The organism is Agromyces mediolanus (genome assembly GCF_014648575.1).
Lineage (GTDB): Bacteria > Actinomycetota > Actinomycetes > Actinomycetales > Microbacteriaceae > Agromyces > Agromyces mediolanus.
In genome coordinates this window covers 1,237,447-1,262,675 of sequence record NZ_BMRJ01000001.1, presented here as the reverse complement: position 1 = coordinate 1,262,675, position 25,229 = coordinate 1,237,447, and the positions used below count along the sequence as shown (strand labels likewise).

The following is a 25,229-nucleotide window of genomic DNA, read 5'->3' as shown; positions in this document are numbered from 1 at the left end:
TCGGCCAGGCCCGGGCCCGTCGCGCTACTCCGAGCGGGACGCGGATGCCTCCGCGGGCGCGCCGCCCGCGGCATCCGCGCTGCCCGAGGCATCCGCCGGCCGCTGGCCGCCCCAGGCCACGGTGACCTTCGGCTTCGCGAAGAACAGCACCACGATCGCGCCGAGTCCGAAGCCGATGACCGGCAGCCAGAGCGACTGGCTCATCGCCGTCGCGAAGCCCTCGGCGAGCTGCGGCGGCAGGCCGCCCGAGCCGGCCCCCGCCTCGCCGCTGAAGCCGCCCGTGAATCCGGGCAGCTCGGCCGCGAGCCGGGCGTTCAGCAGCGCCGTGATCGCCGCGCTGCCGAGCACCGAGCCCACCTGGCGGGTCATGTTGTAGACGCCGGAGCCGGCGCCGGCCTGCTGCGGCGGCAGGTTGCGGGTCGCCGAGGACGCGAGCGGCGCCCAGATGCCCGACAGGCCGAGGCCGAGCAGCGCGACCGGGAAGAGCAGCGTCCAGAGTTCGGCGTCGGGCGAGAGCCAGAGCGCCATCCAGCCGAGGGCGACCGCGACGGTCGAGAAGCCGGCGAGCGCGACCCACTTCGGGTCGACGCGGTCGGTGAGCTTGCCGATGATCGGCGCCATGATGCCCGAGGCGACCGCCATCGGCGCGAGCATGAGCGCCGCCTGGGTCGGGTCGAGCCCGCGGGCGATCTGGAAGTAGAACGCGAGCGGCAGCGGCATCGAGGTGATCGCGAGGCCGACGAGCGAGATCGCGACGTTCGACAGGGCGAAGTTGCGGTCGCGGAACAGCCCGAGCGGCAGCAGCGGCTCGGCGCGGTTGAAGCGCTGCCAGACGAGGAAGCCGGCGAGCACCACGACGCCCGTGATGATGAGCCCCCACACGCTGATCGGACCGACGATGGTGCCCCAGTCGTAGCTCTCGCCCTCCTGGATGCCGAAGACCACGAGGAACATGCCGACGCCGCTCAGCACGACGCCGAGCCAGTCGAAGCGGTGTGGGTGGGTCTCGAGGTTCGGCACGAGCCAGACCGCCATCGCGAAGGCGACGATGCCGACGGGCACGTTGACGAAGAAGATCCATTCCCAACCGAGGGTGTCGACGAGCACGCCGCCGAGGATCGGGCCGACGAGCGTCGCGATGCCCGCGACGGCGCCCCAGAGGCCCATCGCCGCGCCGCGCTGGTTCGGCGGGAAGATGCGGGTGATGACGGCCATCGTCTGCGGCGTCATCAACGCGGCGCCGAGCCCCTGCACGGCACGGGCGACGATCAGCATCGTGATGTCGCCCGCGAAGCCGCACCAGAGCGAGGCGAGGGTGAAGATCACGAGGCCGATGAGGTAGATCCGCTTCGGCCCGAAGCGGTCGCCGAGGCGCCCGGTGATGAGCAGCGGCACCGCGTAGGCGAGCAGGTAGGCGCTCGTCACCCAGAGCACCGCGGTGAAGTCGGTGTCGAGGTCGGTGAGGATCGCCGGGTTCGCGATCGAGACGATCGTCGAGTCGACGAGGATCATGAAGAAGCCGATGACGAGGGCCCAGAGTGCGGGCCAGGGCTTGCGTTCCATCGCGGAACCTTTCGGAGTCAGTTGGATGGCCCGGGCCAGGCGAGCGCGCCCGTCCCGAGCTGGGAGATCGTGGAGTCGAGCCAGTCCGCCTCGGCGACGAGCATGGCCCGCGTGTAGTGCACGTTCAGCACGTGCGCGGTCGCGACGCCGCGCGCGGCGATGCCTTCGAGGGAGGCGTCGATGAAGCCGATGGTCTCGCGGATGCTGGCCACCCGCTCGCCGAGCAGCCGGATCACCTCGCCGGCGGGCAGATTGTGCGCCTCGCCGATCGCGACCGGGAACTCGGGGAACTCGTTCACGTGGCGGCCGAGCATCTCGGCGATCGACGCGCGGAGCGCCGCGCGTCCGGCGGGCGTGATCGAGTACACCGTGCGCTCGGGCCGGTTGCCCTCGCGTTCGACGCCGACCTCGGCGATGAGCCCGTCGGCGGCGAAGCGCTCGACCGCGCGGTAGAGCGATCCGGGCGAGAGCCGCACGACGCGGTCCTCCTTGCGCGCGAGCATGAGCTGGTACATCTCGTAGGGATGCATGTCGCCTTCGGCGAGCACCGCGAGGGCGGTGACGCCGAGCGGCGTGAGCTGCGGCATCCGGTCCTCCTCTCGCTGCGAGCTCGGCGCGAGCTTCGCCGGACATCTATTCCGCCCGGAATAGTACGCCCGGAATGCCCCTCCCGCAAGCCGGTCCGCCTCGGGCGCGAGCGCGCCGCGGCACCGGCTAGAATCGAGGCATCCCCACCCTCGACACCGGACGGAGTCCCAGGTGCCCACCATCGTCGTCGACGTGATGCCGAAGCCCGAGCTGCTCGACCCGCAGGGGAAGGCCGTCGCCGGCGCCCTGAACCGCACGGGTCACTCGCTCGTCACCGGAGTCCGCCAGGGCAAGCGATTCGAGATCACGGTCGACGGACCGGTCGACGAGGCGGTGCGTGCCGAGATCCGCACCATCGCCGAGGAGATCCTCTCGAATTCGGTCATCGAGGACGTCGTGGCCATCGACTTCGGCGACGCCGAGCTCGGTGCCGACGAGACCGCCGAGGCCTGAGCCCATGCGCGTCGGCGTCATCACCTTCCCCGGCTCGCTCGACGACCGCGACGCGCAGCGCGCGGTCCGGCTCGCGGGGGCCGAGCCCGTCGCGCTCTGGCACGGCTCGCACGACCTCGAGGGCGTCGACGCCCTCATCCTGCCCGGTGGCTTCAGCTACGGCGACTACCTGCGCTGCGGCGCGATCGCCTCGCTCTCGCCGATCATGACCGAGGTCGTGGATGCCGCGAACCGCGGCATGCCCGTGCTCGGCATCTGCAACGGCTTCCAGATGCTGGCCGAGGCGCACCTGCTCGAGGGCGGCCTGATCCGCAACGACCACGGCTCCTTCATCTGCCGCGACCAGGTGCTCCGGGTCGAGAACGCCTCGACCGACTGGACCGCCGAGTTCGAGGCCGGCGAGCAGATCACCATCCCGCTGAAGAACGGCGAGGGCGGCTTCATCGCCGACGACGAGACGCTCGACCGGCTCGAGGGCGAGGGGCGCGTGGCGTTCCGCTACGTCGACGTGAACCCGAACGGCTCGCTCCGCGACATCGCCGGCATCACGAACGCGCGCGGCAACGTGGTCGGCCTCATGCCGCACCCCGAGCACGCGGTCGAGCCCGGCTTCGGCCCCGACACCGCCGCCGCGATGCGCTCCGGCGTCGACGGGCTGCGCTTCTTCACGAGCGTCATCCAGCGCACCCTCGCCGCGGCCTGACGCCCCTCCTCCCCAGTCGTACCTCACGCCCGCTGCTCCACCGAGTAGCGATCGCGCCACTTCCGCGCGCCCGGCCCTGGAAGCGTGGCCCTGGAACGGCGACGATGAAGGGGTGCAGATGACCGAGGCGCAGGTGTGGACCATGCTGGGGGTGTTCACGACCCTCATGTTCGGCATGCTCACGATCGTGTCGGTCGGGTTCGTCCGCGTGCTGCGCGCCGAGATCGGCAGACTCCGCAGCGAGATCGGCGGCGTGCGCAGCGAACTCCACGGCGAGGCCGGCGGCCTCCGCGCCGAACTCCACGGCGGGATCGGCAGCCTCCGCAGCGAACTCGGCGGCGAGATCAACAGCCTCCGCAGCGAACTCGGCGGCGAGATCAACAGCCTCCGCAGCGAACTCGGCGGCGAAATCAGCACCCTCCGCAGCGAACTCGGCGGCGAAATCAGCACCCTCCGCAGCGAACTCCACGGCGAGATCGGCACGCTCCGCGCCGAACTCAGCGGTGTGCGCGAAGAGATGCGGGCCCGCTTCGAGGCCGTCGACGCCCGCTTCGACGCGGTCGGGCACCGCATCGACGGGATCGACCGCGACGTGCAGATGCTCGTGCAGCGCACCTTCGGGGTCGACTGAGCGGCCCGGCATTCGGCTGAGCACCGTTCGTTCACCCGCGCGCCCCGTCGGAGCGGCCCACCGAGACGAATTCCAGATGAACCGTCGACATGCGCCGCCGCTTCGCCCCCGCGCGGCGACTGCCCGCTGCTAGCGTCGAGGGCGATAGCGCCTAGGGTTCCGGGGTCGACCGCGAGGTCCGCCCGACTGGTCCGAGCGGCGCCACGGCCACCGCCGACGGCGGCCGTCATCTGACAGGACAAAAGCCCGGAGGACCGGTTCGTCGCGCCCCGCGACGGGCAGAAGGTCCCCATGTCGCCCACCGCGCTCGCCCTCGTCCTCGCCGCCGCCTGCTGCCACGCGGCGTGGAACATCCTCGCCCACGGCGTCAGCCGCATCGGCATCCCCTTCCTCTGGTGGGGCGCCGTCGCCGCGACGCTCGTCTGGCTGCCGCTCGTCCCCGCGACCGGCGGCCTCGGCGAGGCGCGACCCGAGGACATCGCCCTCGGCGTCGCCGTCTCGGCGCTGCTGCACTGCGGCTACATGCTCGTGCTGCAGCGCGGCTACGCCCGAGGCCGGCTCTCGACGGTGTACGCGACCGCCCGCGGCACCGGACCGACGCTGACGGTGATCGTCGCGGTGACCGTGCTCGGCGAACGTCCCTCGCCCGCCGCGTTCGGCGGCATCGCGGTGATCCTCGCCGGCATCGTGGCCATCGGGCTGCTCGACCGCGGACGCGGGAGTGCCGCGGCATCCGGGGCCGCCGCGTCGCGAACGGCCGTCGAGACGTCGGGCCCTCGCCGCCGCCTCGATCCGGGCATCGCCTGGGGCCTCGCGACCGGGGTCGCCATCGCGATCTACACCGTGTGGGACGCGCACGCGGTGCGGGAGTGGGCCGTCCCGCCCGTCGCGTACATGGTGGGCTGCACCCTCGGCGAGATCGTGCTCTACGCGGCGATGCTCGGCCGGCGCCGCTCGGAGCTGCTGCCGGTCATGCGCCGGCACTGGCCGCGCATCCTGCTGTTCGGCGCGCTCTCGCCGCTCTCGTACATCCTCGTGCTCGTCGCCGTCACGATGGCGCCCGTCGCGCTCGTCGCCCCGATGCGCGAGGTCAGCGTGGTGCTCGTGAGCCTGTTCGGCGCGATCGTGCTGCGGGAGAGCCGGCCGGGCTGGCGGCTCGCGGCCTCGGCGCTCGTCGTCGGCGGCATCGCCCTGCTCGCGATGTGAGCCCCGCCGCCGTCCCGATCAGGAGCCGGCAATCGGCCGCAGGTAGTGCTCGCCTCGCGGTGCGCGCCCGGAGGCCGCCACGGTGAAGCGCACGAGGTCGCTGCGGTATCGGTCGTCGGATGCCTCGAACACCCGCCCCTCGGCATCCCGGGAGATGCGCCGCAGCCGCAGCACCGGCGAGCCGATCGGCAGCTCGAGCAGCGCCGCGTCGAGCTCGTCGGCGGCGACGGCGTCGATCTCGTGGTCGACGTCGCTCGAGCCGAAGCCGTGCTCGGCGAGCACCTCGGTGATCGACACGGCGTCGAGGTCGATGCCGAACAGGATGCGCCCGGCGGGCTCGATGTAGCTGAGCCGCTCGAGCATGGCCGGCCGGCCGTCGAGCCGGCGCAGCCGGAGCACGTGCACGACGAGCTCGCCCGGTTCCACGCCGAGCAGGAGCGCCTGCTCCTCGTCGGCGCGGCGGAGCGAGACCTCCTGGGTGTCCGCGCCGGGCTCCGCGCCGAGCTCCCGCGCCCAGCGCGTGAACGGGATCGAGACGTCGACCGCCTGGTGCGCCTTGCGCTCGATGACCCGCGCCGGCCGACCGCGGCTCGTCTCGATGAGCCCCTCCTGCCGGAGTTCGGCGAGGGCGTTGCGGATAGGCCCGCGCGAAGTGCTCCACCGCTCGGCGAGCTCGGCCTCGGTCGGCACCTCGTCGCCGGGCGAGAGCTGCCCGCTCGCGATGCGCTGCCGCAGCTCCTCGGCGATCTCCTTGTACACCATGGACGTCACGTAGGAATACTAGTTCGCGATGCGGCCCTCCGAAACGGCGGCGGTGTTCCGGACACCGACTGTTCACCTTCGGCGGCAGAAGAGTGAACACCTCGTGAATGCGCGGCGAGATCGGTATACACCTTGCTGCGGGTCTGGCAGCGTTGCCGTCGCCAGCATCCGCACCCCTGCCTGAAAGGCCGTCATGATCACCCGCACCACGACCTCCGCGTTCGCGCTCCTCGGCGCCGCCGCCCTCGCCATCGGCCTCTCGGCCTGTTCGGGCACGGCCTCCGCGGGCGAGTCCGGCGACGACGCCGCCGGCTTCGCCGTCGACGCGAACACCCTCGTGTTCGGCGTCGTGCCCGACTCGGTCGACACCGAGACCAACTACCAGCCGCTCATGGACTACCTCGCCCAGGAGACCGGCAAGACCGTCGAGTACCACGAGTCGACCGACTACGCGGCGCTCATCGAGGCCGCCGTCGCCGGCAAGATCGACGTCGCCTCCTTCTCCGGCTTCACCTACGTGACCGCGACGAACAACGGCGCCGAGATCACCCCGATCTCCTCGATCGTCACGGCCGAGGGCCAGGAGCCCGGCTACTACTCGCAGGCCATCGTGCCCGCGAGCAGCGACATCACCGACCTCGAGGGCTTCGCCGGCAAGAAGGTCTGCTTCGTCGACCCGTCGTCGACCTCGGGCTACCTCTTCCCGACGTACAACCTCCTCGAGGCCGGCATCGACCCCGAGCAGGACCTCACCCCGGTGTTCGCCGGCAAGCACGACGTCAGCGTCGCCAAGGTCGGCGAGGGCGTCGAGTGCGAGGCGGGCTTCGCCGAGGACAGCGAGGTCGCGAAGAGCGACCAGGTCAAGGTCGTCGCGGAGACCATGGTCCCCGGCGCCCCGATCGTCGTCTCGAACTCGCTCCCGGCCGAGCTGAAGACGCAGATCACCGAGCTGCTCGGCGAGGTGACCATCGACGACATCATCGCCTCCGGCGTGACGAGCGCCGACTCCGACGGCTTCCGCTCGGTCTTCTTCGAGACCAAGCCCGTCGACGACGCGTACTACGACACCATCCGCGACATCTGCAAGAAGACCGACGCGGAGCAGTGCCAGGGCTGATCCCCGCGGCCTGGGCACCCGAATGCACGCCACCGAACCGGAACGAGCCGACATGCCCAGCCCCGTCATCGAGGTGCGCGACCTCGACAAGCGATTCGACCGCACGCTCGCCCTCCAGGGCGTCGAGCTCACGATCGACCGCGGCGAGATCGTCGTGCTCCTCGGGCTCTCCGGCTCGGGCAAGTCGACCCTGCTCCGTCACCTCGACGGGCTCGAGACGCCGACGTCCGGTTCGGTGCGCGTGCTGGGCGAGGAGGTGCCGCGCCTGCGCGGCCGGCGCCTCCGCGCCCTGCGCGGCCGGGTGGGCTTCGTATTCCAGCAGTTCGAGCTCGTCCCCTCGCTCACGGTGCTGGAGAACGTGCTCACCGGCTCGCTCGCCCGGCTCCGCGGCCCGCGCCTCGGCCTGTGGAGCTACCCGCGCCGGCTGAAGCTCGCGGCGCTCGGCCACCTCGACCGGGTCGGCCTCCTCGACCGCGCCTACCAGCGCGCCGACACCCTCTCCGGCGGGCAGCAGCAGCGCGTGGCCATCGCCCGCGCGCTCATGCAGGAGCCGGAGATCCTCCTCGCGGACGAGCCCGTCGCCTCCCTCGACCCCGAGTCGAGCGAGCAGGTCATGGCCCTCATCCGCGAGATCGCGATGGACGCCGGGCTCACCGTCGTGTGCAGCCTGCACCAGGTCGACCTCGCGCTCGCCTGGGGCGACCGCATCGTCGGCCTGCGCGGCGGCCGCCTCGTGCTCGACACCCCCACCGAGGGCCTCGGCAAGGCCGAGGTCATGGAGATCTACGGCCGGGTCGCGACGGCGACCGCCGAGCTCGAGGCCATCGAGACGGAGCTCGCGGATGCCTCGTCCGAGGCATCCCCGGAGCGCGCGGAGCCGCTCGCCGAGGGAGCGGGTCGATGACCGCGCTCGCGCCCGCCCCGCACGCCGCCACTGCCGCCTCCGTCGCCGAGCGCGCCCCGAAGCACCGCCCCTCGCCGGAGCGGATCGCCGCCGGCCTCACCCTCGCCGCCCTCGTCGTGGCCTCGCTCTTCGCCCTGAACTCGCTCGGCATCTCGCTGCCGTCGATGCTCGAGAGCTGGTCCAACGCCGAGCGCTTCTTCACCCGGGTCGGCTCGATCAGCTTTCCCGAGCCGCTCGAGCTCGTCCAGCTCACCGCGCTCACGCTCGGCATCGTCGTGACGGGCACCCTGTTCGCGGCGATCTGCTCGGTGCCGATCGCCTACCTCGCCGCGTCGAACACGACGCCGGGGCCCGGGTGGCGCGCCGCCGCCCGCTTCATCACGGTCTTCACCCGCGCGCTGCCCGACGTCGTGCTCGCGATGGTGTTCGTGCTGCTGTTCTCGCTCGGATCGCTGCCGGGCATCCTCGCGATCGGCATCCACTCGATCGGGATGATCTCGAAGCTCTTCGCCGACGCCATCGAGCAGATCGACGAGGGCCCGCGCCGGGCCGTCCGCGCCGCCGGCGGCTCGAAGCTGCAGGAGTTCACGAGCGGCATCCTGCCGCAGGTGCTGCCCAGCTGGGTGGCGACCGTGCTGCACCGCAACGACATCAACCTGCGCGGCTCGGTCGTGCTCGGCTACGTCGGCGTCGCCGGCCTCGGCCTCGAGATGTCACACGCCTTCAAGTCGCTGAACTACTCCCTCGGACTCGGCGTCGCGATCGTCATGTTCGCCCTCTGCGTGCTCATGGAGATCATCTCGAGCGCGGTGCGACGGGCCATGCTGCACGGCGGCCGCGCGAGCGGCGGTCCGCTCGCGGCGACCACGGTCGAGGCCGCGGCCCGCCGACCCTGGACGGGCTCGCGCGTGCGCACGACGGTCTGGGGCTGGGTGACGGCGGCACTCCTCATCGGCGCGATCGCGGTCTGCAACATCCAGTGGGGCGACCTCGTCACGGTGTGGGCCAAGATCCCGCCGGTCGCTGCGCAGTTCTGGCCGCCGAGCTTCGGCGCCTACGACTGGACGCGGATGTCGGGCGCGATGCTCGAGACGATCGCCATCGCGCTCGCGGCGGCCGTGCTGACGCTGCTCGCCTCGATCGTGATCGGCTCCTTCGCCGCTCGGAACGTCGCGCCGAACCCCGGCACCCGGGCGGGCGCGCGCTTCCTCCTCGTCGGCATCCGCGGGGTGCCCGAGGTGATCCTCGCGATCGTGCTCATCGTCATCACCGGACTCGGTGCCCAGGCCGGCACCCTCGCGCTCGCCTTCGGCGGCATCGGGCTCGCCGGCAAGCTCATCGCCGACTCGCTCGAGGAGGTGAAGGGCGGGCCCGAACGGGCCATCACCGCGACCGGGGCGAGCCGCTTCCAGCGCTACGCCGCCGCGACGCTGCCGCAGGGCGCGCCCGCGATCATCGGCCACAGCTTCTACCTGCTCGACACGAACATCCGCGCGGCGACGATCCTCGGCATCGTCGGCGGCGGCGGCATCGGCTACTACCTGCTGAACGCCGGGCAGGGCTCCAACTACGGCGTCGTCACGGCGATCGTGCTGATGATCCTCGTGACGGTGCTCGCCGTCGAGGGCCTCGCGATGTGGATGCGGCGGGTGTTCCGGTGAGCGCGGGACTCCGCACCGGGCCGAACGCCGGGCGCTACGACCTCGTCGTCGTCGGCGGCGGCGTCATCGGGCTCGGCGCGGCGTACGCGGGCCTCCGCCGGGGCCTCCGGGTGCTCGTCGTCGAGCGCGGGGCCGAGGCGAACGGGGCCTCGGTCCGCAATTTCGGGCACCTCTGCGTGACGCCGCAGACCGGCGTCGCCCGCCGCCACGGCCTCGCCGCGCGCGAGCTCTGGCTGCGGCTCGCCCGCGACGCCGGGGTGTGGCTGCGCGAGTCGGGCACGCTCGTCGTCGCGCGCGCCGCCGACGAGCTCGCCGTGCTCGAGGAGCTCGCGGCCGCCAGGGCCGGTGCGGGCGACGCCCCCGAGCTGCCGCGCGGGCGCGCCGAGGTCGAGCTGCTCGACGCCACCGCGATCGCCGCCCGGCTGCCGATCCCCGCGGGCTCCGCGCTCGGCGGCGCCCTGCTGCCCCTCGATCTGCAGGCGAACCCGCGGCAGGCGCTCGCCGCGATCACGGCGCACCTGCGCGAGCGGGGCGTCGAGTTCCGCTTCCGCACCGCCGTGGGCGCCGTCGAGCCCGGGCGGGTCGTGACGAGCCGCGGCGAGGTGGCGGCGGAGCGGATCGTCGTCGCGACGAACCACGACGTCGACCAGCTCTTCCCCGAGGTCGCCGAGGAGCTCGGCATCGTCCGCTGCGGCCTCGACATGCTGCGCGTCTCGGCCGAGCTCTCCCGCCCCCTCGACGCGCCGCTGCTGACCGGCTGGTCGCTGCTGCGCTACTCGGGCTTCGCGGCGACGCCCGCGGTCACCGCGCTCCGCGAGCGACTGCACGGCGAACGGCCCGACCTCGCCGCGCTCGACCTCAATCAGATGTACACGCAGCTGCCGGACGGCAGCCTCATCGTGGGCGACACGCACTACCGGGGCGCGGCCGTGACGCCGTTCCAGCCGGAGGCCGCCGCCGAGGCGCTGCTCGAGGAGTTCGAGGCGCTGTTCGGCGCGGCGCCCCGGGTGCTCGAGCGCTGGCAGGGCGTGTACGCGAGCGCCCGCGACGAGTTCCTCGACCTCGAGGCCCGCCCCGGCGTGCACCTCGCCGCCGCGACGACCGGCATCGGCATGACGACCGGTCTCGGTCTCGCCGAGCACGTCGTCGCCGGCTTCGCCGACGCCGCACCCGGGCCGCAGGTGCGGCCCCAGACCCAGACGCCGCGCACGCGGCACCAGCAGGAAGGCACGAGATGACCATCGACCCCGCCACCGGACTCGCCGAGCCGGAGCTCGCCTCCCCCGAGGACCGCGAGGACGAGGACCTCGCCGAGCTCGCGGACTCCCACGAGATCGAGCTCGTCGTCCTCGACCTCGCCGGCACGACGGTCCGCGACGACGGCCTCGTCGAGCGCGCCTTCGCCCTCGCGGCCGAGCGCGCGGGCTTCGCCCCGGAGGGCGAGCAGCGGGAGGCCGCGCTGCAGTACGTGCGCGACACCATGGGCCAGTCGAAGATCGAGGTGTTCCGAGTTCTCACCGGCGACGAGGCCGTCGCGCAGCGCGCCAACGAGGAGTTCGAACGCGCCTACGCCGAGCTCATCGACGAGGTGGGCGTCGAGGCGATCCCCGGGGCCGAGGCCGCGGTCCGCGCGCTGCGCGCGGCCGGGGCATCCGTCGTCCTCACCACCGGCTTCTCCCCCGCGACGCGCGATGCCCTGCTCGCCGCGCTCGGCTGGACCGGGCTCGCCGACCTCGTGCTCGCCCCCGCCGACGCCGGCCGCGGGCGCCCGCACCCCGACCTGCCGCTCACGGCGCTGCTGCGCACGGGCACGAGCTCGGTGGACGCGATGGCCGTCGTCGGCGACACCCGCAGCGACATGCTCTCGGGGGTGAACGCGGGTGCCGGGCTCGTCGTCGGCGTCCTGACCGGCGCGCACGACCGCGACGCGCTCGAGGACGCCGGAGCCGACGAGGTGCTCGCCTCGGTCGCCGAGCTGCCCGCGCTGCTCGGGCTCGACGCGGAGCGCCTCGACACCGCCCCCGGCGCGTCGGCGTGAGCCCCGCGCGCAGCTCGGCCGGCGCGGTGCTCGTGACCCCGTCGCCGGCGGCGATGGTGTGGCACGAGCCCGGTCGCGCCCACGAGTCGATCGCGGTGCCCGGCGTCGAGCTGCGCCCCGGCGAGGCGCTCGTCGAGGTCGAGCTGGCGACGGTGTGCGGCTCCGACGTGCACACGGTGCTCGGCCACCGTCGGCAGCCCGCCCCCGGTGTGCTCGGTCACGAGCAGGTCGGCCGCATCGTCGCCCTCGGCCCGGGCGGGGCCTCCTCCGTCGACGGCGCGGTGCTCGCGCTCGGCGACCGGGTGGTGTGGACCGTCACGGCGAGCTGCGGGGCGTGCGAGCGCTGCCTGCGCGGGCTCCCGCAGAAGTGCCACGAGCTGCGCAAGTACGGGCACGAGCGCCTCGAGCGCGGCTGGGAGCTCTCGGGCGGCTTCGCGACGCACGTGCACCTGCTCCGCGGCACGGGCATCGTGCGGGTGCCCGAGGCGATGCCCGCCGAGCTCGCGGCGCCCGCCTCCTGCTCGACCGCGACGGCGGTCGCCGCGCTGGATGCCGGTGGCGGCGCCCCGCTCGACGGCGCGGAGGTGCTCGTGGCCGGCGCCGGCATGATCGGCCTCGCGGTCACCGCGATCGCGAGCGCGGCGGGCGCGACCGTCACGGTCGTCGACCCCGACGACGTGCGCCGCGACACCGCGCGGCGCTTCGGGGCGCGCACCGTGCTCGATCCGGGCGACGGCGCGCTCGCCGGACAGCTCGCCGCGCACGGCCGTTCGGCGCCGGTGCTCTCCGTCGAGGCGTCGGGCGCCGCCGGCTCGGTGCGCGCCCTGCTCGAGACGAGCGAGGTGGGCGGCACGGTCGTGCTCGTCGGCAGCGTCTCGCCCGGGCCGTCAGTGGAGCTCGACCCCGAGCGGATGGTGCGGCGCCTCCTCACCGTCCGCGGGGTGCACAACTACGCGCCCGCCCACCTGCAGGGGGCGATCGACTTCCTCGCGGCGACGCCGGGACCGTTCGCCGCCGAACGGCTGGTCGGCGCGAGCTTCCCGCTCGACGCGCTCGACGAGGCGCTCGTCACCGCTGCGGCCGGCACGCACGTGCGCGTCGCCGTGGACCCGCACGCCCGCTGATCGGGCGCGCGGCTCAGCGGTACTCGGGGTTCGCGCCGTACGGGTTCGGCTCGAAGCCGGAGTGCCGCCCCTCCTCCCACTCGGCGATCGAGTTGCCGCCGAGCGGGAAGCCGCCCGCGTCCTTCAGCAAGCGTGCGAGGTGGAGCAGGTTGTACGTGAGGAACGTCGTGTTCCGGTTGGTGAAGTCGTTCTCGAGTCCGCCCGATCCCGGGTCGAGATAGCTCGGCCCGGGGCCCGCTTCGCCGACCCAGCCGGCGTCCGCGCCGGGCGGGATCGCGAAGCCGATGTGCTGCAGACTGAACAGCACGTCCATGGCGCAGTGCTTGATGCCGTCCTCGTTGCCGGTGATGATGGCCCCGCCGACCTTGCCGTAGTACACGTACTGGCCGCGCTCGTTCCGCTCGCCGCTCATGGCGTACAGCCGCTCGATCAGCCGCTTCGTGACCGAGGAGTTGTCCCCGAGCCAGATGGGTCCGCCGATCACGAGGACGTCGGCCGACTCGACGAGGGGCCACACCTCCTCGGGCCAGGCGTCCGTGGCCCAGCCGTGCTCGCGCATGTCCGGGTACACGCCCGTCGCGACATCCAGGTCGACGAAGCGCAGGACGTCGACGTGCACGCCGTGCTCGCGCATGAGCGCGATGCTCGCGTCCATGAGCCCTTGTGTGTTGCTGCGCTCCGGGCTGCGCTTCAGCGTGCAGTTCACGTACAGCGCGCGGAGGTCGGAGAAATCGGGGAGCTCGCTCATGCGGCGAGGCTAGGCCCGCGGGCGGGGCGCGGCGAGGGGGTTGACGGCACGCACGCGGTCCCGGGCCATGGCCCGGCACGAGGCATCCGGGGTGCGGATGCTGGCGCTCTCGCCCGCGCTGCGGCAGGCTACGAGCAGACGGCGGGATGCCGCGGCGGCCCGCCGCCCGTCCGGGAAGGAGCCCATGGTGTCGACGAGCACGGCGAAGCGCTCGGCGAGCGCGCCGAAGCTGCACCGCGCCGACGTGTGGGCGATGGTGGCGGAGGCGCTCGGGCTCGCGATCCAGATCCCGCTCGTCTGGCTCGGGATCGCCTTCATCGTCGGCGACGACATCGAGGAGCTCGTCGGCTGGTGCCTCCTCGGCACCTTCTATCTCGTGGTCACGATCGTCGCGCTGAATCTCGCGGTGCGGCTGCCGGGCATGACGGGTCGGGCGGGCACCCGCCGGCTCCTCGCGCACCCGGCCATGCGCATCGCCGCGAGCCTGCTCACCTTCTCGTCGAGCACGGTCGGCATCATGGCGGCGATCCAGCTCATCGTGCTGCGCAACGACCCCGAGTGGAGCGGCTTCATCGAGCTCTTCGCGGTCTGGGCGATGCTCGTGGCCTGGGGGCTGTTCCACTGGGGCTGGGCGCGGATCTACTACTCCCGGTACCACCGGGCGACCGGCATCCGACCGCTCGAGTTCCCGAAGACCCCGGAACCGGAGCTCATCGACTTCGTCTACTTCGCCTTCACGAACGCGACGAACTTCTCGGTGTCCGACGTGCTGGTCACCACGACGCGGATGCGCTGGACCGTGATCTGGCACACCTCGCTCAGCTTCTTCTTCAACGCGCTGATCCTCGTGCTCGCGATCAACACGATCACCGGCATCCAGATCGACCCGGACCTGCTGAAGTGACGCGCCCCGCGCCCGCTCAGTAGCTGAGCAGGCTGTACGCCTCGAGCCCGGCGGGCAGGGCGTCGCGGCCGTGCAGCTCGGCGAGCTCGATCGCGACGGAGACGCCCGCCACGTGCCATCCGGCCCGCTCGACGAGACGCGCGGCGGCCGCGACCGTGCCGCCCGTCGCGAGCACGTCGTCGACGATCAGCACGCGCGTGCCCGGCGGCAGCTCGCCCTCGTGCACCTCGAGCGCGGCCGTGCCGTACTCGAGCGAGTACTCCTCGCGGAGCACCGCGCGCGGCAGCTTGCCCGCCTTGCGGATCGGCAGCACGCCGACGCCTGCCGCCACCGAGGCCGCCGCCGCGAGCAGGAAGCCCCGCGCCTCGACCCCGGCGAGCACGTCGAACCGCCCGGCGAACGGCGCCGTCAGCGCCTCGGCGAGCGCGTGGAACGCCGCCCCGTCGGCGAAGACGGGGGTCAGGTCGCGGAACAGCACGCCCGGCTCGGGGAAGTCGGGGATGAGCGCGAGGCGCGACTCGACGAGGGCACGGGTTTCGGACTCGTTCACCGTGACAGGCTAGCCCGCCGCGAGGGGCCGCCAGAACGGCTCGGCCTTTCCAACCTTCGACGGATGCCTCGGCGCGCCCGATCGGCGACGATGGAAGCATCCCGATCGCTGGAGTCCCCCCGCACATGACCACGCTCAGCCCCAAGCGGCTCTTCCGCGGCCTCGCCTTCGCCGAGGCCGTCACCTGGACGATCCTCATCGTCGCCATGATCCTGAAGTACGCCGCCGGCGTCGAATGGGCCGTCCTCGTGGGCGGCTCGATCCACGGCTTCGTCTTCCTCGCGTACGCGGCGAGCTCGATCCTCGTCGGCGTGAACCAGCGCTGGAGCGTCGGCCGCATCGCGTTCGCCGTGCTCACCGCGATCGTGCCGTACGCGACGATCCCCTTCGAACTGCACCTCGTGCGCAGCGGACGCCTCGAGGGCGAGTGGCGGCGCGAAGCCACCGAGCACCCGGCCGACGGCGCCTGGTGGAACCGCGTGCTGCGCTGGTTCCTCGCCCGCCCGGTGCTGCTCGTCTCGGTCGCGGTCGTCGCGATCGCCGCGATCTTCGGCGGCCTGCTCGTGCTCGGCCCGCCCGGGGGCTGGCAGAGCTGAGCGGCGCGGACGCGGCCTCCACCGGCCTGCGCGAGCGGGGCGGCTCTCGCTACCGGCGCAGCCGGTTGACGAGCGCCGTCCAGACGAGGGCGGCCGTCGAGCAGACGAGCAGCCCGACGAAGACCCACGGCAGCCCCGCGAGCCCGATCGCGCCGTAGAGCACCGAGCCGAGCAGCGCGCCGCCGCCGATGCCGAGGTTGAACGCGGTCGTGTAGAACGAGGCCGCAGCGTCGCGGATGCGCGCGGACGCCGAGTGCAGCAGCCGGGTGTTCAGCATCGGCGGCAGGGCCCCGAAGGCCGTGCCCCAGAGCAGGAACGAGGCGATCCCGACGACGGGCGACTGGGCGAAGGCGGCGAGGCCCGCGACGCCGATGCCGGTCGCGACGAGCGCGATGAGGAGGCCGACGGTCGGCCGCCGGCCGAGCACCGTGCCGGCGAGCAGCAGGCCGACCGCGCCGGCGATGCCGTAGGCGAGCAGCATCGGGCTGATGGCGCTCGCGGGCAGACCCATGACCTCGGTGATGAACGGCGCCACGAAGGTGTAGAAGGTGTACGCGCCCACCATCGTCACCATCGTGATGAGGCAGACGACGAGCACCGGCACGAAGGTGGGGTCGCGGCGCAGGCTGAGCGGCTCCGCATCGGCGGCAGCGGCATGGTGCGCCACGGGCGGCAGGAAGCGCAGCACGAGCAGCGCGCCGACGAGCGCGGCGCCGCCCACGACGGCGAAGGCGAGGCGCCAGCCGAACGCCTGGCCGAGCGCGGTGCTGAGCGGCACGCCGAGCACGAAGGCGAGGGAGCCGCCGGCGACGCTGATGGACACGGCGCGGGCGAGCTGCTCCTTCGGCACGAGGTGGCCGGCGTAGGCGCCGACGACCGACCAGAACACGGCGTGCGCGGCGCCGCCGAGCACGCGCGTCGCGACGACGGTCGGGTAATTCGGTGCGAGCGCGGTGAGCACGCAGCTCAGCGCGAGGATGCCGAGGGTGATCACGATGAGCGTGCGGCGCGGGACGCGGCGGGTGAGCGCCGAGAGCGGCACGGCGGCGATCACGACGGTGCCGGCGAACACGGTGACGAGCACGCCGATCGCGGGCTCGCCGACCCCGAGCTCGCGGCTCATGTCGGGCAGGAGCCCGGTCGGGATCATCTCGATCGTGATGGACAGGAAGACGGCGGTGGCCAGGGTGAGGAGCCCGAGCCAGGGGAACGGCGGCGCCGGGGTGGCGCGCGCCGACGAAGACGTGGTCATTGCGGATACCCAAGAGGGAGCGTGTCGCTCGTCGGCACCGGGGCGGGGCTCCGCGCGTGCGCCGCGACGAGGACTGCGCGCCGATGTGCGCGCCCAGGGCCGCCGGGAACCGACGACCGCGTCCAGTGTACCCGGGCCCGTGGCGCCCCGTCGGTGCCGCTTCCAGTGCCGCTTCTTCGGGAGCCGGGTGCACACTGGGAGCATGCCCATCCTCAACAAGGACATGACCCTGTGCATCTCGCTCTCGGCGCGGCCGTCGAACCTGGGCACCCGGTTCCACAACTTCCTCTACGACGAGCTCGGGCTGAACTTCGTGTACAAGGCGTTCTCGACCGAGGACATCGCGGGCGCCGTCCGGGGCATCCGCGCGCTCGGCATCCGCGGGGCGAGCGTCTCGATGCCGTTCAAGGAGGCGGTCATCCCCCTCGTCGACGAGCTCGAGCCCTCGGCCCGCGCGATCGAGTCCGTGAACACGATCGTGAACGACGCGGGCCGGCTCGTCGCGGCCAACACCGACTACGAGGCGATCGCCGAGCTGATCCGCGCGAACGGGCTCGACCCCGAGGCGCGGGTGCTGGTGCGCGGCTCCGGGGGGATGGCGAAGGCCGTGGTCGCCGCGTTCCGCGACGCGGGCTTCGCCCGGCTGACGGTGCTCGCCAGGAACGCCGAGCTCGGCCCGGCGCTCGCCGAGCGGTACGGCTACGAGTGGCTCGCCGAGGACCCGGCGCCGGGCGCCGCGGACGTCCTCGTGAACGTCACCCCGATCGGGATGGCCGGGGCGGATGCCGAGACGCTCGCCTTCTCCCCAGAGCACATCGCCGCGGCGGCGGTCGTCTTCGACGTCGTCGCGTTCCCGGCCGAGACGCCGCTCATCCGGGCCGGACGAGACGCGGGCAAGCTCGTGATCTCGGGGGCCGAGGTGCACGCCCTGCAGGCCGCCCGGCAGTTCGAGCGCTACACCGGGGTCGCGCTCACGCCGGAGCAGGTCGCCCGCGCGGCCGCCTTCGCCCGGGAGGGGTGACCCGCGCGCTCCTGCCTCTCCGCCTTCCCGCCCGTCCCCCGCCTCGTCCCCCGCCCCGCCCCCTCCTCGTCCCCGCTCCGAGCTCCCCGTGAAGTCAGTATTTGCGGGTCCGCGGGCGGCGTGACCCGCAAATACTGACGACACGGCCCCGGGCAAGGGGCGACGGACGGACGGACGGGCAGGCCTCCGGGCCCGCGCGCCGCCGGTAGACTGATCCGGTCAGGCTTCCGTCCGCGGCATCCGTCGCTCAGCCCTGGAGACTCCCCTGTGACTCAGCCGGCCACCACCCCTGCTTCCGTGCTCGACACCGTCGACGTCGCGGCCTCCACGCCCGAGAAGGAGCAGCCCTACGCGGCCCTCGGGCTGAAGCCCGACGAGTACGAGCGCATCCGCAACATCCTCGGCCGTCGCCCGACGAGCGCCGAGCTCGCGATGTACTCCGTGATGTGGAGCGAGCACTGCTCCTACAAGTCCTCGAAGATCTACCTGCGCCAGTTCGGCAAGAAGGTCACGCCCGAGATGAAGCAGCACCTCATGGTGGGCATGGGCGAGAACGCGGGCGTGCTCGACATCGGCGAGGGCTGGGCCGTCACCTTCAAGATCGAGTCGCACAACCACCCCTCGTACATCGAGCCGTTCCAGGGCGCCGCGACCGGCGTCGGCGGCATCGTGCGCGACATCATCTCCATGGGCGCCCGCCCCGTCGCCGTCATGGACGCGCTGCGCTTCGGCGCCATCGACCACCCCGACACCGCCCGCGTCGTGCACGGCGTCGTCTCGGGCATCAGCTTCTACGGCAACTGCCTCGGCCTGCCGAACATCGGCGGCGAGACCTGGTTCGACCCCACCTACCAGGCCAACCCCCTCGTCAACGCGCTCGCGGTCGGCGTGCTGCGCCACGAGGACCTGCACCTCGCCAACGCCAAGGGCGCGGGCAACAAGGTCGTGCTGTTCGGCGCCCGCACGGGCGGCGACGGCATCGGCGGGGCCTCCATCCTCGCCTCCGACACCTTCGCCGAGGGCGGCCCGACCAAGCGCCCCGCGGTGCAGGTCGGCGACCCCTTCGCCGAGAAGGTGCTCATCGAGTGCTGCCTCGAGCTCTTCGCCGGCGACCTCGTCGAGGGCATCCAGGACCTCGGCGCCGCCGGCATCTCCTGCGCGACGAGCGAGCTCGCCTCGAACGGCGACGGCGGCATGTCGATCGTGCTCGACGAGGTGCTGCTGCGCGACCCCACGCTCACGCCCGAGGAGATCCTCATGAGCGAGAGCCAGGAGCGCATGATGGCCATCGTGCGCCCCGAGAAGCTCGCCGGCTTCCTCGAGGTCGTGCAGAAGTGGGATGTCGAGACGAGTGTGCTCGGCGAGGTCACCGACACCGGCCGCCTCTCGATCACCTGGCGCGGCGAGGAGATCGTCAACGTCGACCCGCGCACGGTCGCCGTCGACGGCCCGGTCTACGAGCGCCCCGTCGCCTACCCCGCCTGGATCGACGCGCTCCAGGCCGACTCAGCCGCGGGCCTCGCCCGCCCCGAGACGCCGGAGCAGCTGCGCGAGCAGTTCCTGCAGCTCGTCGGCTCGGCGAACCAGGCGGATGCCGCGTGGGTCACGAGCCAGTACGACTCCTACGTGCTCGGCAACACGGCGCTCGGCGCGCCCGACGACGCCGGCATGATCCGCGTCGACGAAGAGTCGGGCCTCGGCGTCTCCGTCGCGACCGACGCGAACGGCCGCTACTCGCAGCTCGACCCGAAGCAGGGCGCCAAGCTCGCCCTCGCCGAGGCGTACCGCAACGTCGCCGTCACCGGCGCCACGCCGATGGGCGTCAGCGACTGCCTGAACTTCGGCTCCCCCGAGAACCCCGAGGTCATGTGGCAGTTCTCGCAGACCGTCGAGGGCCTCTCCGACGGCTGCCTCGAGCTCGGCATCCCCGTCACCGGCGGCAACGTCTCGTTCTACAACCAGACCGGCGACGTGCCGATCCACCCGACCCCGGTCATCGCCGTGCTCGGCGTGATCGACGACGTCGCCCGCCGGGTGCCGAGCGGCTGGCAGGACGACGGCCACAACATCTACCTGCTCGGCGACACCGCGCTCGAGCTCGACGGCTCGGCCTGGGCCGGCACGGTGCACGACCACCTCGGCGGTCGCCCGCCGGCGGTCGACCTCGGGCGCGAGAAGACGCTGGGCGAACTGCTGAGCGCCGCGGCGCTCGAGGGGCTCATCGACTCGGCGCACGACCTCAGCGACGGCGGACTCGCGGTCGCCCTCGCCGAGGGCGTCTCCCGCTTCGGCGTCGGCGCCCGGGTGTTCCTCGGCGAGGTCGTCGAAGACGCCGGCATCGACCTCGCGACGGCCCTGTTCAGCGAGTCGACCGGCCGGGTCATCGTCACGGTGCCGCGCGAGGACGACGTGAAGTTCCGCGGGCTCTGCGAGGGACGCGGCTACCCGGTGCGCCGCATCGGCGTGACCGACGCGGCCTCCGACGCGCTCGAGGTGCAGGACGCCTTCACGGTCTCCGTCGACGAGCTCCGCGGTGTGAACCGCGCACCGCTCGCCGAGGCCTTCGGCCCGATCGTCGGGTACTGAGCGCCGGATCGCCCGCGCGCGGAGCGCCCGGCCCCGTGTGAGACTGGTGGCGTGATCGAGGAGTACTCCGACGCCTACGCCGCGACGCACGGCCGCTTCACCGTCGTGCCCGCCGCCTACGTGCTGCTGCGCCGCGGCGACGAGGTGCTGCTGCAGCTGCGGCGCGGCACGGGGTACTACGACGAGCACTGGGCCTTCGGGGCGGCCGGCCACGTCGAGGCCGGCGAATCGCTGCCGGCCGGCGCCGCCCGCGAGGCCCGCGAGGAGCTCGGGGTCGAGCTGGCGCCCGGCGCACTGGAGTTCGTCACGCTGATGCACCGCACCGACGGCTCGGGTCGTCCGATCGAGCAGCGCTTCGACGTCTTCTTCCAGGCCCGCGAGTGGGTGGGCGAGCCCCGGTTGATGGAGCAGGGCAAGGCCGCGGGGCTCGACTGGTTCCCGCTCGACGCGCTGCCCGCCCCGGTCGTGCCGCACGAGCTGCGGGTGCTCGAGGCCCTGCGCGCCGCTCCGGTTCCCGGCATCACGACGTTCGGCTTCTGATCGTGGATCCGTCGCTCATCAGCACCGTCGCGATGCTCGGCTTCGGAGCCGTCATCCTCGTCGGGGTGATCGTGCGCTGGATCCGGGCCCCGCGCGGCGTCCGGTCCCGGCTGCGGCACGCCCTCGGCCCGATCGCGGGCGCCGGCGAGAGCTACCAGGAGCTGCACACCGGCCAGCGCGGCCTGCAGGCCTCCATCATCGAGGCGGTGCAGGAGCAGGAGCAGGGCGGCGGCGCCGGGCGCGACGCCGACGCCCCGCGCTGAGCGCCCCATCGCGACGTGCCCGACTTTCATGAAAGTCGGGCACGTCGCGATGGGAGCGGGGGTCAGCGACCCGCTCAGCCGCGACCGCGGGAGGCGTCCCAGAGAGCGGCCCAGTCGTCCGCCGCGAGGCGGCCCGGCGGGGTGGAGGAGGGGATGCCCCGGCGACGGAGCCACACCTTCGCCGACCCCGAACCGGCATCCGCCCAGCCCGTCCCGCCCGTCGCCGCGGCGGCCGCGGTGAGCCGCTGCGCGAGCCCGGCCCCGCGCCCCTGGAAGACCTCTCCGACGAAGCGCTGGTAGCTCCGCCGCTCGCGGGGGTCGACGAGCGGTCGCTCGCGCCGCTCGATCGTGAACAGGCCGCCGTCGACGGCGGGCACGGGCCGGAACGCCGACGCCGGCACCCGCCGACGCAGCCGGAAGCGGTACCACGGCGCCCACTGCACGGTCAGCATGCTCGCCCCGCCGACGCCGCAGCGCCGCCGCGCCACCTCCCACTGGGTGAGCAGCACCGCCCGGTCCCAGCCGGGCGACTCCAGCAGGTGCCGGAGCGCGGCGGTGGTCACGTGGAACGGCAGGTTGGCCACGACGAGATGCGGATGCCTCGGCAGCCTCCAGCGCAGCAGGTCGGCGTGCACGACCTCGACGTGCGACCCGAGCTCGCGTCGCAGTCGGGCGACCCGTGCGGGGTCGAGTTCGACCGCGGTGAGCGGCCGGCCGAGCTCGGCGAGCGGCCGGGTGAGCGCCCCGCCGCCGGGGCCGAGCTCGACGATGGGGTGACGGCTCGTGCGGGCGAGCTCGACGATCTCGGCGACGACGCGGCGGTCGACGAGGAAGTTCTGCCCGAGCTCATGACGGCCGCCATGGCTCTGGCTGCGCGCGCTGTGCGGCTGCGCGCGTCCGCGCGCGCGTGAGGGACGTGGGTTCGATGAAGGCATGGATGCTCCGCTGACGAATGAACGCCGGGGACGCCGAAGCGCGCCGCGGCCGAGGACTCGGCTGGCGGCGGAGCGGGAGAATGATCCGGTCGCTCCGCCTCAGGCGGTGCGGGGCCGAATGATCATCTGCGAGCACATGCAGGACATGGTCCGCCACCCTAGCAAGCGCCGGCGAGCGCCGCGAATCGCTCGTGCGACGCCGCGTGACGCCGGGCGCCGGAGGCTTCGTGCGACGCCGCGTGACGCCGGGCGTCGGAGCATGACGGGCGGGCTCGCCGAGGCATCCGTCCCGCGCGTACGCTCCCGCCATGACGCTCATCGACGACCCCACCGCCACTCCCGCCGCGTCGGCCGAGACCGCCGCGGACGCGGCCGACCGCGCCGCCCGCCTCACCGCCGCCGGCACCGCCTGGCACGAGCGCATCGCCGCCGCGCCGGCGAACGCCGAGCTCACCTACCGCGTCTCCGGCCGCGGCACCGGCGCCGTCGCGACCCGCATCATCGCCGGGAAGCACCGCTTCACCGTGGACGAGCCCGCCGCCCTCGCCGGGGACGACGCCGCCGCGAGCCCGGTCGAGTACGCGCTCGGCGCGCTGATCTCCTGCCAGGTCGTCGTGTACCGGCTGTACGCGCAGGCGCTCGGCATCGTGCTCGACGACGTCGAGATCAACGCGGAGGGCGACCTCGACGTGCGCAAGCTCTTCGGGATCGACGAGTCCGGCCGCGCCGGGTTCTCGGCCGTGCGCCTCGACGTGCGCCTGAGCGGTCCCGAGTCGAAGGAGCGCTACGCCGAGCTGCAGGCCGCGGTCGACGCGCACTGCCCGGTGCTGGACCTGTTCCAGAACCCGGTGCCGGTGCAGGTCACGCTCGGCTGAGCCGCGCGACGGCGCCCGGCCGCCCGGCCGGCGTCACGTCCCAGGCGCCGGCTGCGCGAGCAGCTCCGCCCGCTCGGCGAGGTAGCCGGCGAGCGGCGTCCAGGCACCGGGGTCGCTCGGGTTCCAGCGCACCATGACCCGGCCGTCGCGGAGCGCCACCGGCCCACCGGCCGGCAGCGCCGCTGTCCCCCCGTCGAGCGGGATCGGCACGGCGTCGAAGTCCACCGTCTCGCCGGCCGGGATGCCGCCCTTCACCGCCGCCGCGCGGTAGGCGCGCTGCTCGGCGACCGCGTTCGCGGTGACGGAGCGCCGGGCCGGGGCCTCCGCGCGCACGACCCGGCCGACCGCGTACAGCCGCCCGTCGCCGTCCAGCAGCAGCGAGCCGAGTCGCCAGACCTCGCCGAGCCGTCGCATCCGCGCCGCCCGCGGCAGGCCGAGCCGACGGCGCGGGGGCTCGTAGGCGGCGAGCACCTCCCGGCGCGCTCCGGCCGCCGCGAGACGCGCGGTCGCGGCGGCAACGGCGGCGCGCGCCTCGGCGAACGCCTCGTCGGCGAACGCCGCATCGCCCGCGGCGTGCGCGGATGCCTCGCCAGGCCCGTCGCTCATGGAGTGCAGCGTACCCGCCCTCACCGCCGGATCCGTGCGGGGCCGAGGGCCGCCGCCAGGCCGAGCAGCACGATGGCGACGACCACGAGTCCCCAGCGCCCGGTGAACACGCCGAGCACGGCCAGCGCTGTTCCGACGACGGCCACGATCGAGGCGGCGCGTCGCCGCACGGCGGGCCGCGTCCACCAGCTCGCGAGGAGCCCGCGCATCAGCCGACGAGGGTGAACGGGGTCGCCGTGGCGAGCTCGGCGAAGGCCCAGGTCTTCGCGCCGATGGCGGGGTCGCTCGACACCCGCGTCGGCTGCTGCCTGGCGGGTTCGCCCTTCACGAGCCCGCGCGGGCCCCAGAACTCGCCGCCCGCGACCTCCGCGGCGGTGAGCGCGTGCAGCACGGGCTCCGCACCGCGGTGCTTGCCCTGCGCCCAGGCGGCCTGCAGCGCGTCGGCGAAGCGGTCGCCCCGGCTCGGCTCGTTCACGCCGGGCACGGTGGGGGTGCGACCGGAGATCGCGTAGCCGGGGTGCGCGACGATGCTCGCCACGGGCACGCCGGCGCCGCGCAGCCGGCGGTCGAGCTCGAAGCCGATCGACTGCCCAGCGATCTTCGACTGCGCGTAGGCGCGCCAGAAGTCGTAGCCCCGCTCGAGCTGCAGCTGCTCGACCCGGAACGTCGAGAGCTTCGTCGACAGCGAGCCGAGCGTGATCACCCGTGCGCCGTCCGCGAAGCGGCGCGAGCCGGGGACGAGCTCGTCGCCCGAGCCCGCCGCGCCGAACAGCCCCGCGAGGAGCGCGAAGTGCCCGAGCACGTTCGTGGCGAGCACGAGCTCGTTGCCGTCGGGGCTCTCGAGTCGTCGTCCGGGCGTGTGCACCATGCCGGCGTTCAGCACGGCGCCGTCGAGCTGCGGCTCGCCGCGGAGGGCGGCGACGCCGGCGCGCACGGAGTCGAGCGAGGCCGTGTCGATGACGAGCGTCGAGACCCGCCCGCCGAGCTCGCCGCGGTCGGCTCCGGCATCCACCCGCTCGCGGATGACCGCGGCGGCCGCCTCGAGCCGCTCGGGGCTGCGCCCCGACAGCACGACGTGGGCGCCCGCGCCGACCAGTCGGGCGCTCGTGAAGAAGCCGAGCCCGGCGTTCGCGCCGGTCACGAGGTAGCGGCGGCCCGTGAGATCGGGCAGCGGCACGGGGTACCAGCTCATCGGGCGCGGCTCACAGCTCGCCGGAGGCGCCGTTGCCGGCGAGCTCCTCGTGGTGCTGGATGACCTCGGCGACGACGAAGTTGAACCACTTCTCGGCGAACGCGGGGTCGAGGTGGGCGTCTTCGGCGAGCGCGCGGAGCCGCTGGATCTGGCGCTTCTCGCGGTCGGGATCGCTCGGCGGGAGGCCGTGCGTCGCCTTCAGCCGGCCCACGTGCTGGGTGAATTTGAAGCGCTCGGCCAGCAGGTGGATGAGGGCGGCGTCGATGTTGTCGATGCTCGCTCGGATGCCGAGGAGCTCGGACATCGCGGCGTCCCGGTCGTCGATCGCGGTCATGCTTCGACCCTACTTCGCGCGGGCCGGCTTCTCGCGCGAGCTCGCGCATTCCGCGCCGACGGGGCACCGGAGCCGTT

Annotated in this window: 28 protein-coding genes; 17 read left to right on the top strand and 11 right to left on the bottom strand. The window is 73.4% G+C overall.

The features are described from left to right. Positions 1–24: 24 nt before the first annotated feature. Together IEY71_RS06070 and IEY71_RS06065 are read right to left on the bottom strand one after the other, a co-directional pair. Positions 25–1,563: a DHA2 family efflux MFS transporter permease subunit gene (locus tag IEY71_RS06070; RefSeq protein ID WP_189084359.1), complete on the bottom strand. Its 1,539-nt coding sequence runs from the start codon at positions 1,561–1,563 to the stop codon at positions 25–27. Between the two features lie 17 nt (positions 1,564–1,580). Beyond that, the gene (locus IEY71_RS06065) at positions 1,581–2,150 is read right to left on the bottom strand and encodes a PadR family transcriptional regulator (protein WP_189084358.1); all 570 of its coding nucleotides are present in this window, start codon (positions 2,148–2,150) and stop codon (positions 1,581–1,583) included. A 172-nt stretch (positions 2,151–2,322) separates the two neighbouring features. On the opposite strand from IEY71_RS06065, the gene purS reads away from it, so the two are divergent. The 4 genes from purS (at position 2,323) to IEY71_RS06045 (ending at position 5,144) form a co-directional block, all read left to right on the top strand. Further along, positions 2,323–2,604 carry a phosphoribosylformylglycinamidine synthase subunit PurS gene (purS, locus tag IEY71_RS06060; RefSeq protein ID WP_189084357.1) on the top strand — a complete coding sequence of 94 codons (282 nt, stop codon included), beginning with the start codon at positions 2,323–2,325 and terminating at the stop codon, positions 2,602–2,604. 4 nt (positions 2,605–2,608) lie between these two features. Then, positions 2,609–3,307 carry a phosphoribosylformylglycinamidine synthase subunit PurQ gene (purQ, locus tag IEY71_RS06055; protein ID WP_189084356.1) on the top strand — a complete coding sequence of 233 codons (699 nt, stop codon included), beginning with the start codon at positions 2,609–2,611 and terminating at the stop codon, positions 3,305–3,307. 118 nt (positions 3,308–3,425) lie between these two features. Next, entirely contained in the window at positions 3,426–3,938 is a 513-nt protein-coding gene (locus tag IEY71_RS06050) for a DUF1640 domain-containing protein (RefSeq protein WP_189084355.1), read from the top strand. 291 nt (positions 3,939–4,229) lie between these two features. Next, complete coding sequence (locus IEY71_RS06045) at positions 4,230–5,144, top strand: EamA family transporter (RefSeq protein WP_189084354.1); 915 nt, start codon at positions 4,230–4,232, stop codon at positions 5,142–5,144. Between the two features lie 18 nt (positions 5,145–5,162). Here IEY71_RS06045 and IEY71_RS06040 read toward each other — a convergent pair whose 3' ends face one another. Then, the gene (locus IEY71_RS06040; RefSeq protein ID WP_229781636.1) at positions 5,163–5,906 is read right to left on the bottom strand and encodes a GntR family transcriptional regulator; all 744 of its coding nucleotides are present in this window, start codon (positions 5,904–5,906) and stop codon (positions 5,163–5,165) included. A 193-nt stretch (positions 5,907–6,099) separates the two neighbouring features. Here IEY71_RS06040 and IEY71_RS06035 point away from each other — a divergent pair, with 193 nt between their 5' ends. The 6 genes from IEY71_RS06035 to IEY71_RS06010 are packed head-to-tail and all read left to right on the top strand — an operon-like array spanning position 6,100 to position 12,750. Then, positions 6,100–7,023 carry a phosphate/phosphite/phosphonate ABC transporter substrate-binding protein gene (locus tag IEY71_RS06035; RefSeq protein WP_189084353.1) on the top strand — a complete coding sequence of 308 codons (924 nt, stop codon included), beginning with the start codon at positions 6,100–6,102 and terminating at the stop codon, positions 7,021–7,023. A 52-nt stretch (positions 7,024–7,075) separates the two neighbouring features. After that, positions 7,076–7,927 (top strand): phosphonate ABC transporter ATP-binding protein, encoded by an 852-nt coding sequence (gene phnC, locus IEY71_RS06030; RefSeq protein WP_229781542.1) that lies wholly within the window; start codon positions 7,076–7,078, stop codon positions 7,925–7,927. After that, positions 7,924–9,588: a PhnE/PtxC family ABC transporter permease gene (locus IEY71_RS06025; RefSeq protein WP_189084351.1), complete on the top strand. Its 1,665-nt coding sequence runs from the start codon at positions 7,924–7,926 to the stop codon at positions 9,586–9,588. The genes phnC and IEY71_RS06025 overlap by 4 nt, the downstream gene beginning before the upstream one ends. After that, complete coding sequence (locus IEY71_RS06020; protein ID WP_189084350.1) at positions 9,585–10,826, top strand: TIGR03364 family FAD-dependent oxidoreductase; 1,242 nt, start codon at positions 9,585–9,587, stop codon at positions 10,824–10,826. The genes IEY71_RS06025 and IEY71_RS06020 overlap by 4 nt, the downstream gene beginning before the upstream one ends. After that, a complete protein-coding gene (locus IEY71_RS06015) occupies positions 10,823–11,626 on the top strand; it encodes a phosphonatase-like hydrolase (protein ID WP_189084349.1) in 804 nt (267 codons plus the stop codon). Before IEY71_RS06020 ends, IEY71_RS06015 begins: the two co-directional genes overlap by 4 nt. Further along, on the top strand, positions 11,623–12,750 hold the full coding sequence (locus IEY71_RS06010) for a zinc-binding dehydrogenase (RefSeq protein WP_229781541.1): 1,128 nt from the start codon (positions 11,623–11,625) through the stop codon (positions 12,748–12,750). The genes IEY71_RS06015 and IEY71_RS06010 overlap by 4 nt, the downstream gene beginning before the upstream one ends. A gap of 13 nt (positions 12,751–12,763) precedes the next feature. Here the strand turns inward: IEY71_RS06010 and IEY71_RS06005 are convergent, their stop codons facing one another. Continuing rightward, entirely contained in the window at positions 12,764–13,498 is a 735-nt protein-coding gene (locus IEY71_RS06005; protein WP_189084348.1) for a flavodoxin family protein, read from the bottom strand. Between the two features lie 40 nt (positions 13,499–13,538). On the opposite strand from IEY71_RS06005, the gene IEY71_RS06000 reads away from it, so the two are divergent. Continuing rightward, positions 13,539–14,402, top strand: coding sequence for a DUF1345 domain-containing protein (locus IEY71_RS06000; protein WP_189084347.1), 864 nt, complete (start codon positions 13,539–13,541; stop codon positions 14,400–14,402). 16 nt (positions 14,403–14,418) lie between these two features. Here the strand turns inward: IEY71_RS06000 and IEY71_RS05995 are convergent, their stop codons facing one another. After that, positions 14,419–14,952, bottom strand: coding sequence for an adenine phosphoribosyltransferase (locus tag IEY71_RS05995; protein WP_189084346.1), 534 nt, complete (start codon positions 14,950–14,952; stop codon positions 14,419–14,421). Positions 14,953–15,077: 125 nt separating this feature from the next. Here IEY71_RS05995 and IEY71_RS05990 point away from each other — a divergent pair, with 125 nt between their 5' ends. Further along, on the top strand, positions 15,078–15,548 hold the full coding sequence (locus IEY71_RS05990) for a DUF3817 domain-containing protein (protein WP_189084345.1): 471 nt from the start codon (positions 15,078–15,080) through the stop codon (positions 15,546–15,548). Positions 15,549–15,597: 49 nt separating this feature from the next. Here IEY71_RS05990 and IEY71_RS05985 read toward each other — a convergent pair whose 3' ends face one another. Next, a complete protein-coding gene (locus IEY71_RS05985) occupies positions 15,598–16,800 on the bottom strand; it encodes an MFS transporter (protein WP_189084344.1) in 1,203 nt (400 codons plus the stop codon). A 202-nt stretch (positions 16,801–17,002) separates the two neighbouring features. Here IEY71_RS05985 and IEY71_RS05980 point away from each other — a divergent pair, with 202 nt between their 5' ends. The 4 genes from IEY71_RS05980 (at position 17,003) to IEY71_RS05965 (ending at position 21,210) form a co-directional block, all read left to right on the top strand. After that, the gene (locus IEY71_RS05980) at positions 17,003–17,821 is read left to right on the top strand and encodes a shikimate 5-dehydrogenase (protein ID WP_189084343.1); all 819 of its coding nucleotides are present in this window, start codon (positions 17,003–17,005) and stop codon (positions 17,819–17,821) included. 267 nt (positions 17,822–18,088) lie between these two features. Then, a complete protein-coding gene (gene purL / locus IEY71_RS05975) occupies positions 18,089–20,407 on the top strand; it encodes a phosphoribosylformylglycinamidine synthase subunit PurL (protein ID WP_189084342.1) in 2,319 nt (772 codons plus the stop codon). A 51-nt stretch (positions 20,408–20,458) separates the two neighbouring features. Next, positions 20,459–20,947, top strand: coding sequence for an NUDIX hydrolase (locus IEY71_RS05970; protein WP_229781540.1), 489 nt, complete (start codon positions 20,459–20,461; stop codon positions 20,945–20,947). A 2-nt stretch (positions 20,948–20,949) separates the two neighbouring features. Beyond that, on the top strand, positions 20,950–21,210 hold the full coding sequence (locus tag IEY71_RS05965; RefSeq protein WP_189084341.1) for a hypothetical protein: 261 nt from the start codon (positions 20,950–20,952) through the stop codon (positions 21,208–21,210). Between the two features lie 74 nt (positions 21,211–21,284). On the opposite strand, the gene erm is transcribed toward IEY71_RS05965, so the two are convergent. Then, positions 21,285–22,145, bottom strand: coding sequence for a 23S ribosomal RNA methyltransferase Erm (gene erm, locus IEY71_RS05960; protein ID WP_189084340.1), 861 nt, complete (start codon positions 22,143–22,145; stop codon positions 21,285–21,287). A gap of 308 nt (positions 22,146–22,453) precedes the next feature. Here erm and IEY71_RS05955 point away from each other — a divergent pair, with 308 nt between their 5' ends. Then, the gene (locus tag IEY71_RS05955) at positions 22,454–23,020 is read left to right on the top strand and encodes an OsmC family protein (protein ID WP_189084339.1); all 567 of its coding nucleotides are present in this window, start codon (positions 22,454–22,456) and stop codon (positions 23,018–23,020) included. A gap of 33 nt (positions 23,021–23,053) precedes the next feature. On the opposite strand, the gene IEY71_RS05950 is transcribed toward IEY71_RS05955, so the two are convergent. The 4 genes from IEY71_RS05950 to IEY71_RS05935 are packed head-to-tail and all read right to left on the bottom strand — an operon-like array spanning position 23,054 to position 25,152. Next, positions 23,054–23,626 carry a hypothetical protein gene (locus IEY71_RS05950; protein ID WP_189084338.1) on the bottom strand — a complete coding sequence of 191 codons (573 nt, stop codon included), beginning with the start codon at positions 23,624–23,626 and terminating at the stop codon, positions 23,054–23,056. A gap of 20 nt (positions 23,627–23,646) precedes the next feature. Beyond that, positions 23,647–23,835: a hypothetical protein gene (locus IEY71_RS05945; RefSeq protein WP_189084337.1), complete on the bottom strand. Its 189-nt coding sequence runs from the start codon at positions 23,833–23,835 to the stop codon at positions 23,647–23,649. Then, positions 23,835–24,818, bottom strand: a complete 984-nt coding sequence (locus tag IEY71_RS05940) for an SDR family NAD(P)-dependent oxidoreductase (RefSeq protein ID WP_189084336.1) — start codon at positions 24,816–24,818, stop codon at positions 23,835–23,837. The genes IEY71_RS05945 and IEY71_RS05940 overlap by 1 nt, the downstream gene beginning before the upstream one ends. A gap of 10 nt (positions 24,819–24,828) precedes the next feature. Further along, positions 24,829–25,152, bottom strand: a complete 324-nt coding sequence (locus tag IEY71_RS05935) for a chorismate mutase (RefSeq protein WP_189084335.1) — start codon at positions 25,150–25,152, stop codon at positions 24,829–24,831. Positions 25,153–25,229 lie beyond the last annotated feature (77 nt).

Excerpts from the sequence above, each read along its gene's own strand:
- IEY71_RS05945 (WP_189084337.1), bottom strand. The coding sequence starts at position 23,835 with ATGCGCGGGCTCCTCGCGAGCTGGTGGACGCGGCCCGCCGTGCGGCGA.
- IEY71_RS06025 (WP_189084351.1), top strand. The coding sequence starts at position 7,924 with ATGACCGCGCTCGCGCCCGCCCCGCACGCCGCCACTGCCGCCTCCGTC.
- IEY71_RS06065 (WP_189084358.1), bottom strand. The coding sequence starts at position 2,150 with ATGCCGCAGCTCACGCCGCTCGGCGTCACCGCCCTCGCGGTGCTCGCC.
- IEY71_RS06005 (WP_189084348.1), bottom strand. The coding sequence starts at position 13,498 with ATGAGCGAGCTCCCCGATTTCTCCGACCTCCGCGCGCTGTACGTGAAC.
- IEY71_RS05980 (WP_189084343.1), top strand. The coding sequence starts at position 17,003 with ATGCCCATCCTCAACAAGGACATGACCCTGTGCATCTCGCTCTCGGCG.
- IEY71_RS05955 (WP_189084339.1), top strand. The coding sequence starts at position 22,454 with ATGACGCTCATCGACGACCCCACCGCCACTCCCGCCGCGTCGGCCGAG.
- IEY71_RS06070 (WP_189084359.1), bottom strand. The coding sequence starts at position 1,563 with ATGGAACGCAAGCCCTGGCCCGCACTCTGGGCCCTCGTCATCGGCTTC.
- IEY71_RS05935 (WP_189084335.1), bottom strand. The coding sequence starts at position 25,152 with ATGACCGCGATCGACGACCGGGACGCCGCGATGTCCGAGCTCCTCGGC.
- IEY71_RS05940 (WP_189084336.1), bottom strand. The coding sequence starts at position 24,818 with ATGAGCTGGTACCCCGTGCCGCTGCCCGATCTCACGGGCCGCCGCTAC.
- IEY71_RS05990 (WP_189084345.1), top strand. The coding sequence starts at position 15,078 with ATGACCACGCTCAGCCCCAAGCGGCTCTTCCGCGGCCTCGCCTTCGCC.
- IEY71_RS05950 (WP_189084338.1), bottom strand. The coding sequence starts at position 23,626 with ATGAGCGACGGGCCTGGCGAGGCATCCGCGCACGCCGCGGGCGATGCG.
- IEY71_RS06045 (WP_189084354.1), top strand. The coding sequence starts at position 4,230 with ATGTCGCCCACCGCGCTCGCCCTCGTCCTCGCCGCCGCCTGCTGCCAC.
- IEY71_RS06035 (WP_189084353.1), top strand. The coding sequence starts at position 6,100 with ATGATCACCCGCACCACGACCTCCGCGTTCGCGCTCCTCGGCGCCGCC.
- IEY71_RS06050 (WP_189084355.1), top strand. The coding sequence starts at position 3,426 with ATGACCGAGGCGCAGGTGTGGACCATGCTGGGGGTGTTCACGACCCTC.
- erm (WP_189084340.1), bottom strand. The coding sequence starts at position 22,145 with ATGCCTTCATCGAACCCACGTCCCTCACGCGCGCGCGGACGCGCGCAG.
- IEY71_RS05985 (WP_189084344.1), bottom strand. The coding sequence starts at position 16,800 with ATGACCACGTCTTCGTCGGCGCGCGCCACCCCGGCGCCGCCGTTCCCC.
- phnC (WP_229781542.1), top strand. The coding sequence starts at position 7,076 with ATGCCCAGCCCCGTCATCGAGGTGCGCGACCTCGACAAGCGATTCGAC.
- IEY71_RS06015 (WP_189084349.1), top strand. The coding sequence starts at position 10,823 with ATGACCATCGACCCCGCCACCGGACTCGCCGAGCCGGAGCTCGCCTCC.
- purQ (WP_189084356.1), top strand. The coding sequence starts at position 2,609 with ATGCGCGTCGGCGTCATCACCTTCCCCGGCTCGCTCGACGACCGCGAC.
- IEY71_RS06040 (WP_229781636.1), bottom strand. The coding sequence starts at position 5,906 with ATGGTGTACAAGGAGATCGCCGAGGAGCTGCGGCAGCGCATCGCGAGC.